Consider the following 16,246-nt stretch of genomic DNA (forward strand, 5'->3'; position numbering starts at 1 on the left):
ATGAGGGTCAAAAATGTATGTTTTGCTCTAACTATCAATTTAGTAGCTTGGCTTAAGCCTAGTTTATGTTTTGCTTTACCCCCAGCCCAAGACATTCCCGAAGAAATATTGCGTACAGAAATTATCTTAGAAGGGCGATCGCCAGTAGACGGAAAACCTCTGTCTGCGGCTGAATACGAAGAATTACAGGCACGGTTAGCTCAAAGTGCTTTTCCCCCCGAAATTGCCCCAGATCTTCGCGAACTAATATTTTTGTTACAGCTCAGAAAATTTATTAAAACTATAATTCCTTTTTATTAGTCCTTTTTGTCTAAAAATCAATAAACTTTTTGTATATTGCTTATAAATAGTTAAAGTATGTATACAAATGTTTTAAAAAAAACAACAAAATAAACTCGGCTGTTTTGATTAGCGTCATCTGTCGTCTAGACAACAGACTTTTTTAACAATCTCACTGCTAGTAAATATTTGGATCTTGCTACTTTAATGTCTTCAATCATTGCTCCCGAACAAGTCAATCAGATCGTCCACAATCTTCATAATAATCCTTTTGAAATATTAGGTCGCCATCCTAATGAACAAAACGGCAAAGTAGAAAGTTGGGTGATTCGAGCTTATCTGCCTGATGCTAGTGCTGCTTGGGTAGTTTGTCCAGAAGAAAGAACAGAATATCCCATGGAGTCTATGCACCATCCTCACTTCTTTGTGTGTGTGGTGCAAAATCCGAACCTAGCTAATTATCAGCTACGCATAAAAGAAGGAGAAAACGAAAGAGTTATTTATGATCCTTATGCTTTTTCTTCCCCTAGAGTTACTGATTTAGATATTCATTTGTTTGCTGAAGGCAATCATCATCGTATTTACGAAAAGTTAGGCGCACATCACACCAAAATTGAAGGAGTTGAAGGCGTATATTTTGCCCTCTGGGCTCCCAATGCTCGTAATGCCTCTGTGCTGGGTGATTTTAATAGCTGGGACGGCAGAAAACACCAGATGCGCAAGGGAAGCAGTGGTATTTGGGAATTATTTGTCCCGGAACTGACTATCGGTACGGCATATAAATATGAGGTAAAAAACTGGGATGGACATATTTACGAAAAGTCTGACCCCTATGGCTTTCAACAAGAAGTTAGACCCAAAACCGCTTCTATTGTTGCCGATCTTGATAGCTACAACTGGAATGACGCAGAGTGGATGGAGAAGCGTCGCCATAGTGTGCCATTAGATCAGCCTATTTCTGTCTATGAGCTTCATCTTGGTTCTTGGATGCACGCTTCTGCGGATGAACCCACAAAATTACTATCGGGTACATCAGAAGCTGTAACTGCTTCAGAATCGAAGCAAGGCGCTCGTTTTCTAAGTTATTTTGAATTAGTTGATAAATTGATTCCCTATGTTAAAGATTTAGGCTACACCCATGTTGAGGTTTTGCCGATCGCTGAACATCCTTTTGACGGTTCGTGGGGATATCAGGTTACGGGTTACTATGCTCCTACCTCTCGCTATGGTAATCCCGAAGATTTGATGTATTTTATCGATCAGTGTCACAAAAACGACATTGGAGTAATTGTAGACTGGGTTCCTGGTCATTTCCCCAAAGATGGTCATGGTTTAGCATTTTTTGATGGTACTCATCTTTATGAACACGGAGATCCTCGCAAGGGAGAACATAAAGGCTGGGGAACGCTTGTTTTTAACTACGGTCGTAACGAAGTCCGTAATTTTTTAGTTGCTAATGCTTTATTTTGGTTCGATAAATATCATATCGACGGTATTAGAGTAGACGCTGTGGCTTCCATGCTTTACCTCAATTACTGCCGTGAAGATGGAGAATGGGTTGCTAACGACTACGGCGGTTGTGAAAATATTGAAGCTGCTGAGTTTTTACGTCAGGTTAATAGCCTGTTATTTAGTTATTTCCCTGGAGTACTTTCAATCGCCGAAGAATCAACCTCTTGGCCGATGGTATCTTGGCCTACCTATACTGGCGGTCTAGGCTTCAACATGAAGTGGAATATGGGTTGGATGCACGATATGTTGGATTATTTCCACATGGATCCTTGGTTTCGTCAATTTCATCAAAATAATCTGACCTTCAGTATGTGGTATCACCATACTGAGAACTATATGCTGGCACTGTCTCACGATGAGATTGTTCACGGCAAGAGTAATATTATTGGCAAAATACCAGGGGATGAATGGCAAAAGTTTGCTAACGTCCGTTGTCTATTTGGCTATATGTTTGCTCACCCAGGTAAAAAGACCATGTTCATGAGCATGGAGTTTGGTCAGTGGACTGAGTGGCATGACTGGGTAGATTTAGACTGGGATTTATTACAGTACAGTTCTCATAAAGCCTTAAAACAATTTTTGAGTGACCTCAATAGAATCTACAAGAGCGAACCCGCTTTATATAGTCTCGATTTTGAAGAAGAGGGTTTTAAATGGATCGACTGTAGCGATAATCGTCATAGCGTCGTGGCATTTATTCGTCGTGGCAAAGACGATAACGAGTTTGTAATTGCGGTGTGCAATTTTACTCCTCAACCTCATAGCCACTATCGTATTGGCGTTCCTGAAAAAGGTTTTTATACCGAAATGTTGAACAGCGATGCGGGTAAGTATGGCGGTAGCAACATGGGTAACTATGGTGGTAAGTGGACTGATGACTGGTCTTGTCACAACTATCCCTATTCTTTAGATGTTTGTTTACCTCCTTTGGGTGTTTTGCTCTTTAAGCTAGATCGCCAGAAGACTCAAGCAGCTTTGAAAGGTAATTAGATCCGTAAAATGAATTAATAAAGAATCGTGTTTGGGTAAGGGCGATTCACGAATCGCCCTTACAGGATGTGTCGCCTTCTTTTTTCTATTTGGTATAGAATAGCTATTCGACGATCGCTTTACGCCTTGCACGGATGGATTTGGCTTCAATAAAGATGTTTTGAATTTCTGTGTGTTGCTGACGAATCGAAGTTTCCAGGCGTTCAACGGCGATCGCTAATTCTTCTGTCTCTAAATCTTTGGCAAATTCTATTTCTAGGTTAAGCAATATTTCTTGAGGACCAAAATGCAGAGTCAAAATTTTAATCACTCTATCTACCGCAGGATCTTCATTAGTAATTTTCCTGATGCTGGCTACTGTCTCAGCACTTGCACCTTCGCCAATTAACAAACCCTTGCTTTCAGAAGCCAATAAAATTGATACCCCACATAAAATAACGCCGATCACAATTGAAGCAACTCCGTCTAAATAGACGTTGCCCAGCAAGTGTCCACTCAAGACACCAACAAAAGCAACAAACAAACCAATCAAAGCAGCAGTATCTTCAAATAGAATCGTAAAAACCGTAGGATCCTTACTGGCGCGAATTGCTGTCCAAAAGTTGTCTTCGTTTTTACTGGCTAAAAATGCTTGTAAAGCCACATTCCAGGAATAGCCTTCAAAAATCACCGCTAACCCTAATACTACATAATTCCAAAAAGGATTGGTTAATGGTTCAGGATAGCGAACATGATTTATTCCTTCATAAATCGACATTCCACCACCAATGGCAAAAATAAACAAGGCAACAATCAATGTCCAGAAATAAAGCTCTTGTCCGTAACCAAAGGGGTGACTGTCATCTGCTGGCTTCTTACTAAGGCGAATACCTAATAGCAGCAAAAGTTCATTACCCGTATCAACTACCGAGTGAATCCCTTCAGAGAGCATGGCAGAACTACCTGTAATAGAGGCGGCAATGAATTTGATAATTGCGATCGCAAAATTCGCAGCCATTGCTGCATAGATTGTTTTTTTAGCCGAACCAGACATTTGTTTTTTAAATACTTATTTAAGAATAGAGCTTGCAACTATCTTAAGCCGAAACCCCACAGATATTAATGGGACTTAAACAATTATAAGAGTCTAAATAGGGTAAATTTCTTATAGCTAGTGTTTACGTCACTTGCACAAGCGATCGCCAGCAGAAGAGAAACAACTCTATTAGTCATCTATTTATTGTGTAACGTCATTGTAATACAATAATCGCTCAAAGAATTTTCTAGGAAACCTGTTTACTTGCTCAGTTAATCTCTCTATTCTGTCCTTCATCTTGTTTAATAAAGTGGACTTACTTAAAAAGGAAGTCTAACCACATCAGCAAAAAGGCTTTGTAATCGTTGCAATTGTGCGCCAAACTGATAAAGTAAATCTCCTTTTCCTAATAGATAAGCTCCTTCTGTTTGGTTACCACCTAAAATAATTTTAGAATCAGCTTCGCTAGCTGTACTCAAGGCAATTCTTCCTGGTAAATTAGAACGAATAATAGGAGTCACTACCTTAGCTTCGGGTCGCTGGGTAGCAACAATCAAATGGATGCCCGCCGCTCTTGCCATTGCACCTAAGCGTTTGATACTTTGCTCAAGCGCGTTACGAGTTTCTTTTTCTGTCATAAAGTCTGCATATTCATCAAAAATACAAACAATACGGGGTAAATAATTTTTAGTTGATGTTTGTTTTTGATTGTAGGCATCAAGGTGGGGACATCCTGCTGTTTCAAATAGTTGGTAACGCTTGTCCATTTCTCTAACTAATTCTTCCATTAAAGCGATCGCTTGCTCACTATCTTTAACTACAGGAGAAAACAACCAGGGTTTGGATTCAAATTCAGGAAAAGTAACTCGTTTGGGATCGACTAGGGCAATTTTGAGTTGTTGAGGAGAATAACGGTAAATAAGACTGAGAAGGAGCGATCGCAAAAATTCACTTTTACCGCTTCCTGTAGTTCCTCCTACTAAAAAATGACAGGTATTAGGATCGGATAAATCGGCTTCAATTAATTTTCCTTCTAAGTCTATTCCGAGCGCAATTTTGACAGCAGTATTTATAGAGTCGTGTTCTTGTTTGATATAATCGTAGAAATTGACTATTTGCCTATCTTTACGAGGCACATCGACACTGACATAGCCAGCTTGCGTAGCAATCAATGGAGGTGCGGAGATTCCCAAGTGTACTTTTAAATCTTCTGAACGATTAGCAATAGAGACTACTTTAACTCCTAAGTCTGGTTTTAACTTGATGCGGATAAATGCTGAACCTACTGCTGCACCTTGATAACTAACATTAAGACTATAAGATTGCAGAATCTTTACTAGCCGTTGTCCAATTTTATCTGCATCAATAGAAGGTTGAGGTTGAGGTTGAGGATTAGGTTCTGTTAGCAGTTCGATCTTTATGGGTGGAATGGGTTTGTGTTTCTCGTCAGCCACTTTAAAAAAACTTTGACATTTTTTTTGCTGAGGACAAATTTCACAAAGATTGGAATTACTTGTTGGCGGTGGTGCATCTGGTTGTGATGGTTGCCATTGCAGCCATTTTTGCATCTGTTGTAATTTAAAGGGAATTACTTGATGCACATTGGTTTCGAGTTCTGACCAAGCATAAAAATATTCCTTGAACTCTGGTAGAACACAATAGACAGCGGAGTCCACAGGTACTTTTTTAGTTTTATGAATCATATAGCTATATAGAGCAACCTGTGCCAACTGTGCGGAAGGATCGACAGGAGCATAAGTTTTCAATTCAACGACACGAAGGCTATTTTGGCTGTAATCGTAAATTAAACAATCTAATTTTCCAGCTATCGGCTGTTGTGTACCATTGGGTAAATTAAAATCATGTTGCAATTTGTATTCTGAAGAGATGAAAGTGCGATCAAACAGCTTATCTGCGTCGCAATAGGCGCGATTGTTAATTAATAATTCAGCCCACTTTTTAATTAAATTTCTAATTCCTTGCCAAACTCGATCTAGTGCAGGAGCTAAATTAGGTTTAGTTTGAATTGTTGGCTGTAGATAGTGAGGGAAAAAAACCAGACTGTAGAAGATATTTTGCATCTGAGAAGCGATCGCCTCTACTTTCAATTGTTTGGCTGATGGCTCAAATAAAGCTTTGAATTGAGATTCTTGTTTAATTGTGGTGATAAAATCATTAGCTAGCTTATGAAAAGTATTACCAATACCAAAAGTGCCAGATTTTGGCACAAATAAAGTTTTGCCACCAAAATGCTTACTCACATAAAATAATCGCGGACACTCAAAAGCAACCCGAACATCGGTAACGCTAAAAGAATCTGGTTGTAGTAAAAGCATATTTGGCTTAAATTCTAATAAACGATGATGAACCTTGGCTAAATAAACTGTGTCCATCTTGGCATACTTGATTTGTTCTCTACTAAGAGGTCTTTTTCCCCAGTCGCTTCCCTGTTCATTGGCGATTTCTGCTTGAGGAAAGTTACACAGTTCGACAGCAAGGGTTTTTAGTTTGAGATTGCTAGTTCTCAAAACTTTTTTAGAGATTTGTTGCGCGATTTTATAGGTACAAGTAATATTTTTGGCTTGTTCTTTTCCGCCAAGATATCTTAAATCGAAGCTAGCATTGTGAAAAACTTTTTCAATGCGAACATTGGTCATAATTTGATTGATAAATTCTGACGCTATTTCTGGCTTGTCTAAAACATCAAGGATATAAGTTGATTCTCCTGTCAGATCTTGGGGATCGGCTAATACTTGAATTAAAGATAATCGGGGATGTCTAGTCTGCCAGTCAGCTATTTCCGTATCCAGCCATAAAGTTTCAAAAGCTTTAATGTGGGTAATGAAGGCGCGAATTTCTTCGGCTGTCTCTAGATAGCATGAATTTGCCGAGTCCGAAATAGATTCATCATCTTCTTCATAAACATAAAATTCCATTTCTGCTACTTCGGGGTCAAAATCATCAGGAAATTCTGTGTCTTCGTCGTAGATAGCACCTTCAAACTTTGTACCTTCAAGATTTGCACCTCGTAAATCGGCTTCAATTAGACAAGAATCCCTGAGATCGGCTTCAGCTAAGTTAGCTCTAGTTAGGTTTGCACCTCGCAAGTCCGCAGCAACTAAGCAAGCATGACTGAGATTAATACCCTGTAAATCGGCTTCAAAGAGGTTAGCCTTACTCAAATCTTCTTTACGAAAATTCCTTTCCCCTGCTTCATACTGCTTCAGCAAGTGGATAATTTTAAATCCTCTTCTGCTAGGATGCTTTAGACTCACGGGGTCATTATCTCCAATAATCTCCCAATTGAGAACAGAGCAAGCTTGAATATCTTCTAGCCACAAACGCAGAATTTCTTTGGCTTCTGAGTCGGTTTGAGGCAAAGGAAACCACGATCTGTTGCCATTACATGACCACTCTAACTGGAAGCCACCTGCGGGATAAAAACAAGTATCCCACATCCCTTGAATGTAGTCTTTAGTTTCACTATCTTGGAGGATAAAATACCCTGTAAAACGACTAACCCCTTCTTGGATAATATATTGAGCTTCTTGATACAGTTCATCAATTACTCGTTCGAGATCGGCAATACTAGGATCGCTAATAGTTTCTTCATCGGCAGACTTGGGACGATATATTAAGCTTAATTCTCTGTCTGTATTCTCTTCATCCTCAGTATATATCTCTGTTGCTAATGCAACAGCCACTTCAATTGCTATCTGGGCGTTTTCCCGATCGCCCTGTCTCTCAAATAGTATGGCTGCTTGTTCGTAATCCTTATAAGCAGCTAAAGTTTCCCCTAATTCTCGATATGCCTCTCCTCGCATAAAATAAATAAAAGGATGAGCCGAGTTTTCTTCTTCAATCGCCTCATTTAAGTAAGCGATCGCCTGTTGATAGTCTTTTTGTGCGATCGCTTCTGTTGCGTTTTTAAGATGTTTTTGTGCTTGGGTGAAAGCTGCTGATTCCCTATCTTTGCCCAAAAAGTTACCTAATTTTTTTCCTATTCCTCCTAACCAGGAATTATCTCGCTCTTCTAATAAATTTGATTGATTTTTGGCTGATTCTGCTTCAATTAAATTCAACAGTACTGCCTTAATGGTATTTGCAGATATATCGTCTCGATCTTGAAGAAGTTTTATTCCTTGTTGCCAATCAGCGATCGCCTTATCGCTTTGTTTTATTTCCGAATATGCTTTACCTCGATTTTGGTAGATGGCAATTATTTCGGGATCTAGTTGTATTGCTTCGGTATAATCGGCGATCGCGCTGTCGAGTTTGCCTATTTTAATGTAAGTATTGCCTCGATTTGCATAAGCCTCTAGATACTCAGGTATGAGGCGAATTGCTTCAGTGTAATCTTTGATTGCTTGTTGTTGATCGTCTAGTTTGGCATGAGTATATCCTCGCTCGAAAAAATACTCGCCATCGCTAGAATCAAGCTTGATCGCTAGATTAAAATCAGCTAGTGCGCTTTGATAGTTTTCTAACTGCTGCTTTGCCAAACCTCGTAGAAAATACAGGTATGGTAACTCAGAATCTAAATCGAGTGCCTTGGTATAGTTAGCGATCGCTTCTGAATAATTATTTAAAATCCAATGATAGTAACCTCTGCCAAAATAAATTTCAACCGTTTGGCAACCCAAACTAATAGCGATATTGCAATCAGAAATTGCTCCTTGATAGTTGTTTAACTTGGCTTTAACTTGGCTTCTTAAATCATAGTATTCCGCATCTTCAGAATCAAGCTCGATCGCTCGATCTAAATTTGTCAGTGCTTCGGGGTATAGTTCCAGTTGTCTCAAAGCTTCTCCCCGCAGATAGTAAGCAGCTGCACAATCTGGTTTTAATTCAATAACAGAAGTCAGAGATTCAAAAGCATTGTGGTATTCTTCTTGTTCTAAATAAGATACGCTTTTTTGCATCAGCAGAACAAACTGGATCATTTTTTACCTCCTGCTACTGCTTGAGGAATTAAGCAAATCAATCGCTCTTGTGGTTTGGCGTTAGGATTAACAAAGGATATTTTCTGTTCTTGAGATAACTCTTGAATCAGACGTTCTATTTTTACTTCTTCTATCTCAGTAAACTGACTTTTGGCTTGTTGAATTAATGTTTGTTGTCCTAGTAAAAGATGATGTTTTACTAGATTAAGCAGAAATTTCTTTACTTCTAGCTCTTTTCCTGTTTCTGGATCTAGTTTGATAATAGGAATGGTGGGGACAATTTCTAAATCTTGTAATAAACTACATTGATGTAAAACTTTGGTTTCGCGAACTAATTTTTCTAAATCGGTTAAGCTTAAAGGCTTAAAATTTAAAACCAAATCCCCAGAAACAGCATCGTTTTTTAACTTTTGATAGGTTTTTAAATAATGAACAGATTCTAAACTGAATTTGATGTGAGAGTTTGAGCTATTATTAAATATCTTTTGATAGATTTTATATCCTTGATTATTCTTTTTGCCCAATGATTCGGCTCTAATCATAATTAATGTACTATTTTTATTTGAGCTAATTGCTTTCTCGCAGGCTTTCATAGCATAAGAAAAGCTTTTTAAATTAGAATCTTCATTCCACAATACACCGACCTGTTTAGATTGATTTAAGGGCTGATAACTAAAAGAATAACTAGAATATTTACCGTTTAAAAATCGGGGTTTTATTTGTTGAATTCCCAAAACACTTATGGCTGAAATCAACATTTCAATTAGTTCTTGAGAAGATGATTGACGAATGTGAGAAATTTTATCTTTAGTTTTATTTAATTCATCTTGCCAAAGAAGCTTAAAAGCTGCCAAAGGATCTGATGTTGGTTGTGTTTTATCACCTATTCCTGGTATTTCTCTAGAACTTGTAGATTTATACTTTTCATACAGTATTCCGCCAAAACTGAGAGAGTACCGTAAATTGGCTTTTCCTCCAGGATATTTGACTTCTAATTGTTGCTTATCTAAAGGTGCAATAGATGAATTTGGTTTGGGCTTTGCTTGGAAGTGGATCGGATAAAGGCGGTTTTCCCAAAGAGCTTTTACTTGTTCTAAATTAATTTGTTTTAAAATAATTTCTCGATCAATTCTAGCCAGATCGGACTGAAAAATTGTGTTTTGACAAATTCTCCATTGGTCTTGAGTAATACTAATAATTACTAAAAAGTTTTTTAAATTATTGTTGTGAAAAGCAGTATTAACATTAAAAATTGAACTAATATCTAAAGAACCATCTAAAGATTTAGGAGAAAGTTCTACCTGATCGAAACATAGAGCGATGGGTTTATTATCAGCAGAAATTCGCCCAAAATTGGCAATAACACCTTTAGCAGCCTCCTCTGTATCAATCATGCTGCTGACTCCCAAAAGCTCTAGTTCATCTTCGCTAATACTATAACCCCGTAACCAGTCACAAGCAGAGAAATATAAATCTGGGTTAGCCAACTCATATAAAACAGTAAAAAAGTCTTTAGGCTGATAAATACCCGTTGGATAAATGCTTCTTAGTTCGTGAATAAAGTGATTTTTCGCACCGAGAATCCTTTTTTTGATCCCACCATCACTATAAGCAGATAAACCTTTTAACCACAGAAGCAGTTGAGACTCTTTTTCCCCTTCAGGAATGTGCATCAAACCATCAACAGTATGGCTCAGAGTGTGTCGCCAAATATAATCTTGAGCTAGACAAGGCTCGATATAAGCAAAAAAAGCTCTATTATTTAGGTTTTTTTTGAGACGACTCAATAAATAGCTTTTACCACAACCAGAATCCCCCGTAAGCAAAATACTACGAGTACGACGATCTCGAATAACGTGTTGAAGAGTATCTCGGATTTGAATTATCGCTTCTTGATGAATTGATTCAACCGTTGCGCTTGAGGGTTGTTGGTTTTCTGTCCAAAAGTTACCCGTTCTAAATGTTACCGAATCAAAGGGATTAACTTCCCGTTGAATAATTTCGTTCAAAGTTGCCACACTAATACCTCTATTATCTGTATTTAAAATTGTTTTAAGGTATCGCCCTAATTAACCATGAGGAAAAATAACGAACCACCGACATCTTGAGGAATACCTGCTTCGACTTGTTCTTTGGTGTAGTGAACGGCTTCTACTAGTGAACTAAATTCCAATTTATCTCCTCTTTGCAAACGATATAGCGCATCGTCTAATTCTTTTCTAGACAGAGGTGGTTGTAGTTTATTGCGGAGATGAAAAATTGGTAGGTAATTATCTGTACCTAATTCGCGATCTAGTCCAATAATTGTTTGTAAAATCTCTTCATCAGTAGGCTTTTTACCATTGCTGGTATCTTGTCCGTTTGTCTTTATTTGAGGCTTTTTACCATTACCGTTAACCTCTTTGTTTACTGTAATTTGGGATTGAGATGAACCCGAACAGAGATTTTTACGTAAAAAACGAACATAATTATCTAGTAAATCAAGACTTAAAACTGAACCTGTACCTTTAGCATTGTATTCTTCTAACAGAGTTTTCTTTCCTCTTTCTGTTAGCCTAACTTGTTCTATTTTGGTGGCGGTGGCAGTAATTAAACCCTGTTTGACTAACTTAGTTATTAGTTCTTCTCTTTTCTCGGCAGGAGTAACTTTAGTTTTACCAGGAGTAATTACTTCAGTAGAGCAAGCTTTGAGGATTTTCAGTTCATCGGTAGTGACTGGTAAATTATTTGCATCTAGATTAAGTAATGCTTTACCAGCAGAGTTAATCTTTATTTTGGTAACTGTTTGGCTACAGGCTACCAATTCGCGATCGCACAAGTTCCGACAGATACTTTGTGTCTCTGAAATCTTAGTTTTACTATTCGGCTTGAGTTCGCTTATCTTTCCACAATAATTATTCTTACCAATAAGCTTAAAAAGAAACTTTAATTCTTTGACTTCCATGCTTCGCAGTTTAGGTTCTTCTGTTCCAGCTTATTCTCATAACTTTTGCGATTACACTGATAGAAATACGGATTTTTCTTAATTTAACGTGAGTTCGGGTTAAGCAGAAACAGAGAGAATAAAGTCATCTATTGCTATTGATAGCTTTTTATTATCATGGTTCTTCGGGTTCGGGCGCGTTCCCAAGTGCGGGAAACCCGCACTTGGGAACGCGCCCTCTCAATAGGCGACCAAACCAGCTAATAAATTAACTACAACGGCTCGATTGGTCAGGCAAGCCCCGTCGTTTTACGGCGGGGCTTGTCTGACCGTTGGTCAAAAGTCGCGAAACCGCAGCGTCCCTCTCGCCCAAAATTAGCAGGTGAATGATGACGCGAGTGTTATATCTGACAAAGAATGTTTTAGCTGTTCAATGACAGATTCAACAATGGCTCTTTTACGTAGTAGTTGCGAAACTAATAACTAATAACTAATAACTAATAACTAATAACTAACCGAAGGTTCAACGGAGAACGAGCGATAAAATTAAAAGGAAATATAAATTAAATTGATTTTATGGCGATCGCTTTAAAAAATAAGCAAAAATCCCGTGTGGTAGTTGTGGGTGCAGGTATTGGTGGTTTGACCACAGGGGCATTATTAGCCAAGGATGGTCATCAGGTAACTATTTATGACCAAGCGATCGTTCCAGGTGGATGTGCTTCTACTTTCAAGCGTCGTGGCTTTACTTTTGACGTGGGGGCAACTCAGGTGGCAGGGTTAGAGCCTGGAGGCATACACCACCGCATTTTTCAAGAGTTGGGCATTGAGCTACCTAAAACTACTTACTGCGATCCTGCCTGTGCTGTATTTTTACCAGGAGAAACCGAACCAATCAATGTTTGGCGAGACGCTGCTAAATGGCAAGCAGAAAGACAAAGACAGTTTCCTGGTAGTGAACCATTTTGGCAGCTATTAAATAAACTATTCAAGGCTAGCTGGCGATTTCAAGGCAGAGATCCCGTGTTACCTCCCCGCAATATTTGGGATTTATGGCAGTTAGTCTCGGCAGTTAGACCAGATACTTTAATTACCGTACCCTTTGCTCTGATGACGGTGGCTGATGCCCTCAAGCTATACGGCTTATATGGTGACAAACGGCTAAAGACTTTTCTCGATCTCCAGCTAAAACTTTATTCTCAGGTAGATACAGATGAAACCGCTTTATTATATGCAGCTACAGCCTTAGCGGTTTCCCAAGCACCTCAAGGACTGTTCCATCTTCAGGGCAGTATGCAGGTACTAAGCGATCGCCTGGTGGCAGGTTTAGAAAAATATCAAGGAAGGTTATTGATGCGCCATAGCGTCGAACAAATCCATACTACTTCGGGTAAAGTGACGGGAATAACTGTCCGCAATCAAAAGACTGGTGAAACCTGGATTGAAGAGGCAGATGAGGTGGTGGCAAACGTTACCGCCCAGAATTTAGTTAAGCTAACTTCAGATAAATCCTTGAGCAATTACCAACGACGGCTGGAGAAACTCCCTCAGCCATCAGGGGCATTCGTAGTTTATTTAGGAGTTGAGCGAAAAGCAATTCCCCCAAACTGTTCTCCTCATCTACAGTTTCTTTACAACCAAGATGAAGTAATTGGCGAAAATAACTCCCTTTTTGTTTCCGTAAGCAAGCCTGGAGATGGACGCGCACCTGATGGACAAGCAACCATCATTGCCTCCTCATTTACTGATGCTGATTTATGGTGGCAAGGAGAGGAGAAAGACTATGCACGCATCAAACAACATTATACAGAAGAAGCGATCGCTCGCCTCGGAGGATATTTTCAACTCACCCCTGAAAATATTATTCACACCGAAGCAGCAACCCCCAGAACTTTTGCTCACTATACCGCCAGAGAAAAAGGTACTGTTGGCGGATTGGGACAGCGTTTGGCTAATTTTGGTCCATTTGGCTTTGCCAACCGTACTCCCATCAAACATCTTTGGTTAGTAGGAGATTCAACCCATCCAGGGGAGGGGACGGCAGGAGTCAGCTATTCTGCCTTGACCGTAGTTAGACAAATAGCAGCAGGCTTTATGTTAGACTAAGCCAGGTTGTCACCAACCCGACTCGTCAAATGAACGCAGCATGAGACTTTAACCTCACTGCGCTCCTCTCTTTTCAGACTCATACGTGAGTACCCAATTACAGTAAGGTAGGAATATCGTTGACCCATAGCCAGTCCAAGTTATTGAACCATTTTTGAGTCTTCTCTCCTGACTTTTTCGCTTGATGGAGCTTTATAACCAATTGGTCACTGTACGTTTTGGCATCATGGCAATGTTTGTGTAGTAGCTGGAGATTATCTCTACTATTGCTACCACCCGCCTTTTTGGGGATGATATGGTCAGTTTCTATCAAATCTCCATCAAGGAAGTTAAGATTACACCAATTACATAAACCCATTTGTTTTTTCAACAATTTAGCTGTTGAAGGCTTCAATTCAGGATGCGAACCCTTTCTTTTTGCCCAGTAAATGGTGTCTCCGTCATAGGGGGTTTTATTTCCTCTAACTTTGACATGGCGTACAATTGCTGTTTTAGTATGTCTTTCTAAGGTAATAAAATCATCCTTATATTCCTTACCAAAAACCCAATTATCTTCTCCTATAGTTACCCAGTATTTATCTCCCACCCAGTATTTACTTTTGTTGGGATGTCTTCTATCCGCCCATCTACGTAGCCTTTTGTGAGTTAAATGACCAACTTTTGAGTAAGTTTCTTGACTACACACTGTTCTGTAATAGTTACACCATCCTCTAATAATCGGATTCAACTCACTGATGATTTTTTCTTGGGGTGCAGCTTTTAACCTTCCGATTTTAAGGGAAAGTTTTTCATAGTGCCTCCTAACACTATCGGATGATGGTCTTATAATTGTTTTGAACCCCAATAATTTACCCTGTCCGTTCTTCCCTGACTGGTATTTGCCAACTTTATATTGGCGTATATTGAATCCCAGAAAATCGAATCCTGGTTGATGTTTATCCAGTTCAAGTTGAGTGTGAACAACTTTGGTTTTGCTAAATTTTAATTCAAGGTCGTAGTGGGATAACCATTCACTTATGACATTTTGACAAACCTTGAGAGTATCCAAATTTTTATAAAAGATTACGAAATCGTCAGCATATCTGATTAAAGATGCACCCTTAATTTGTTTAATCCTATTTTCCATTCCGTGTAGGGCTATATTGCTTAAAAGCGGGGAAATTACGCCTCCCTGTGGCGTTCCCTGACGGTTTGGAGTCTTTTGATTCTTCTCAAAGTCACAAATGTCGGCTCTCAACCAGGCTCGGATTTGTCTCCTAATGGTAGGAAATGTATTGAGCTTGGCTAGGAGGTGATGGTGGTTAATTCGGTCAAAACATTTCGCTATATCTGCATCCAACACAAATTTTGATTTATATCTAATCTGGTTGAAGATGGCTTCCACAGCGTCATGTGCGCTTCTTCCAGGTCGAAAGCCATAAGAATTATTTTCAAATCTTGACTCCCATTCTGGTTCTAGAGCAGCTTTAACTAAAGCTTGTGTTGCTCTGTCGCGCATCACAGGAATACCTAGAGGTCGCTTTTCGTTTCTTCCAGGCTTGGGAATCCAAACTCTTCTAATGGGTTGGGATTTATCCTCTAGTTTTAAACCGTTTGCGAGTTGAAATCGCTGCTTTGGGGTCAAGGATTTCACCTGATCCACTCCCGCAGTTTTCTTTCCTGAATTATCCTGTGTGACCAGTCTTACGGATAAAAGTCGGTTGTAATAGGATTTGATGAGGGTTTTTTGTAGCCTTCTTCCTTGTTTGACATCACCATTGATGTAGGCTCGGTAGATTCTCTTTTGCAACTTCCAAACAGCCTTCTGGATTTTACGCCAATCAAGCTGTTTCCATTCCACAGTATTCTGATTTGAATCTGTTTTAGACATATCTATTGCTACTTAATCACTACTTGACTGAAAACAGTGAGGACGTGGGCATATCTTATTCATTACAAATAAGCCTTAGCTTTTTCCTCAATCCTTCGCCCTCTATAGCCTCCTGATATCGGAGAGTTTACGTCTTGGTTGATTACTCAGGTATTTCGACCAATAGCCTGAGAGCTATAGAGGGATTTCCTCGTTCCGAATATTTCGTTGGTATGAATCTTTAGGATGTGTCTGTCCACCGAGCGCGGTTAGTGTTGTGATTGTCATATTCACACTGACAATTAACCAGATGCGCTGATGCCTTTTGGCACAGGGCGAATGCCCAGATCGTCGTCTAACGACGACTGGCGACGCTACCGCGTCGCGTGCCTGTCAGACCTGATTTGGCTGTTTACCCTTAACGATGGTTATGACGGGAAGATTATTCCTTTTACTTCAGAATTAATCTTATCCATAGACTTCTTGCTAGCAGAGAACCAGTTCAGACTACCAGTTAGAGCTACATTTAACCCCGCTTTACGGATTGATGACCAGTCGCTACCGTAGGGGTTATGCTTTTACTCCCAACACCGAGAGAGTAGGACTTGATGATTTGAGCTTTTGTTAAT

Annotated in this window: 9 protein-coding genes; 4 read left to right on the forward strand and 5 right to left on the reverse strand. The window is 39.3% G+C overall.

All coding sequences use genetic code 11. The features are described 5' to 3' along the window. Both SLP02_RS07380 and glgB read left to right on the forward strand, forming a co-directional pair. A complete protein-coding gene (locus tag SLP02_RS07380; protein WP_319420012.1) occupies positions 1-300 on the forward strand; it encodes a hypothetical protein in 300 nt (99 codons plus the stop codon). 186 nt (positions 301-486) lie between these two features. Beyond that, a complete protein-coding gene (glgB, locus tag SLP02_RS07385) occupies positions 487-2,781 on the forward strand; it encodes a 1,4-alpha-glucan branching enzyme (protein WP_319420013.1) in 2,295 nt (764 codons plus the stop codon). Positions 2,782-2,884: 103 nt separating this feature from the next. Here glgB and SLP02_RS07390 read toward each other — a convergent pair whose 3' ends face one another. The 4 genes from SLP02_RS07390 to SLP02_RS07405 all read right to left on the reverse strand — a co-directional run bounded on the left by SLP02_RS07390 (position 2,885) and on the right by SLP02_RS07405 (position 11,683). Further along, positions 2,885-3,814 (reverse strand): cation diffusion facilitator family transporter, encoded by a 930-nt coding sequence (locus tag SLP02_RS07390; RefSeq protein WP_319420014.1) that lies wholly within the window; start codon positions 3,812-3,814, stop codon positions 2,885-2,887. A 302-nt stretch (positions 3,815-4,116) separates the two neighbouring features. Next, the gene (locus SLP02_RS07395; protein ID WP_319420015.1) at positions 4,117-8,739 is read right to left on the reverse strand and encodes a DNA translocase FtsK; all 4,623 of its coding nucleotides are present in this window, start codon (positions 8,737-8,739) and stop codon (positions 4,117-4,119) included. Further along, positions 8,736-10,757: an ATP-binding protein gene (locus SLP02_RS07400; RefSeq protein ID WP_319420016.1), complete on the reverse strand. Its 2,022-nt coding sequence runs from the start codon at positions 10,755-10,757 to the stop codon at positions 8,736-8,738. The genes SLP02_RS07395 and SLP02_RS07400 overlap by 4 nt, the downstream gene beginning before the upstream one ends. A 47-nt stretch (positions 10,758-10,804) precedes the next feature. Beyond that, positions 10,805-11,683: a hypothetical protein gene (locus tag SLP02_RS07405; protein WP_319420017.1), complete on the reverse strand. Its 879-nt coding sequence runs from the start codon at positions 11,681-11,683 to the stop codon at positions 10,805-10,807. A 555-nt stretch (positions 11,684-12,238) separates the two neighbouring features. On the opposite strand from SLP02_RS07405, the gene crtD reads away from it, so the two are divergent. Next, a complete protein-coding gene (crtD, locus tag SLP02_RS07410) occupies positions 12,239-13,768 on the forward strand; it encodes a C-3',4' desaturase CrtD (RefSeq protein ID WP_319420018.1) in 1,530 nt (509 codons plus the stop codon). A gap of 97 nt (positions 13,769-13,865) precedes the next feature. Here the strand turns inward: crtD and ltrA are convergent, their stop codons facing one another. After that, on the reverse strand, positions 13,866-15,638 hold the full coding sequence (gene ltrA, locus SLP02_RS07415; RefSeq protein ID WP_319420019.1) for a group II intron reverse transcriptase/maturase: 1,773 nt from the start codon (positions 15,636-15,638) through the stop codon (positions 13,866-13,868). Positions 15,639-15,956: 318 nt separating this feature from the next. Here ltrA and SLP02_RS07420 point away from each other — a divergent pair, with 318 nt between their 5' ends. Next, a complete protein-coding gene (locus SLP02_RS07420) occupies positions 15,957-16,184 on the forward strand; it encodes a hypothetical protein (RefSeq protein ID WP_319420020.1) in 228 nt (75 codons plus the stop codon). Positions 16,185-16,246 lie beyond the last annotated feature (62 nt).

It is taken from the genome of Pleurocapsa sp. FMAR1, assembly GCF_963665995.1.
Classification (GTDB): Bacteria; Cyanobacteriota; Cyanobacteriia; order Cyanobacteriales; family Xenococcaceae; genus Waterburya.

What these genes read in the sequence shown, in the direction of transcription:
- SLP02_RS07405 (WP_319420017.1), bottom strand. Translation starts at nt 11,683, where the DNA reads ATGGAAGTCAAAGAATTAAAGTTTCTTTTTAAGCTTATTGGTAAGAAT.
- crtD (WP_319420018.1), top strand. Translation starts at nt 12,239, where the DNA reads ATGGCGATCGCTTTAAAAAATAAGCAAAAATCCCGTGTGGTAGTTGTG.
- ltrA (WP_319420019.1), bottom strand. Translation starts at nt 15,638, where the DNA reads ATGTCTAAAACAGATTCAAATCAGAATACTGTGGAATGGAAACAGCTT.
- SLP02_RS07390 (WP_319420014.1), bottom strand. Translation starts at nt 3,814, where the DNA reads ATGTCTGGTTCGGCTAAAAAAACAATCTATGCAGCAATGGCTGCGAAT.
- SLP02_RS07395 (WP_319420015.1), bottom strand. Translation starts at nt 8,739, where the DNA reads ATGATCCAGTTTGTTCTGCTGATGCAAAAAAGCGTATCTTATTTAGAA.
- SLP02_RS07380 (WP_319420012.1), top strand. Translation starts at nt 1, where the DNA reads ATGAGGGTCAAAAATGTATGTTTTGCTCTAACTATCAATTTAGTAGCT.
- glgB (WP_319420013.1), top strand. Translation starts at nt 487, where the DNA reads ATGTCTTCAATCATTGCTCCCGAACAAGTCAATCAGATCGTCCACAAT.
- SLP02_RS07420 (WP_319420020.1), top strand. Translation starts at nt 15,957, where the DNA reads ATGCCCAGATCGTCGTCTAACGACGACTGGCGACGCTACCGCGTCGCG.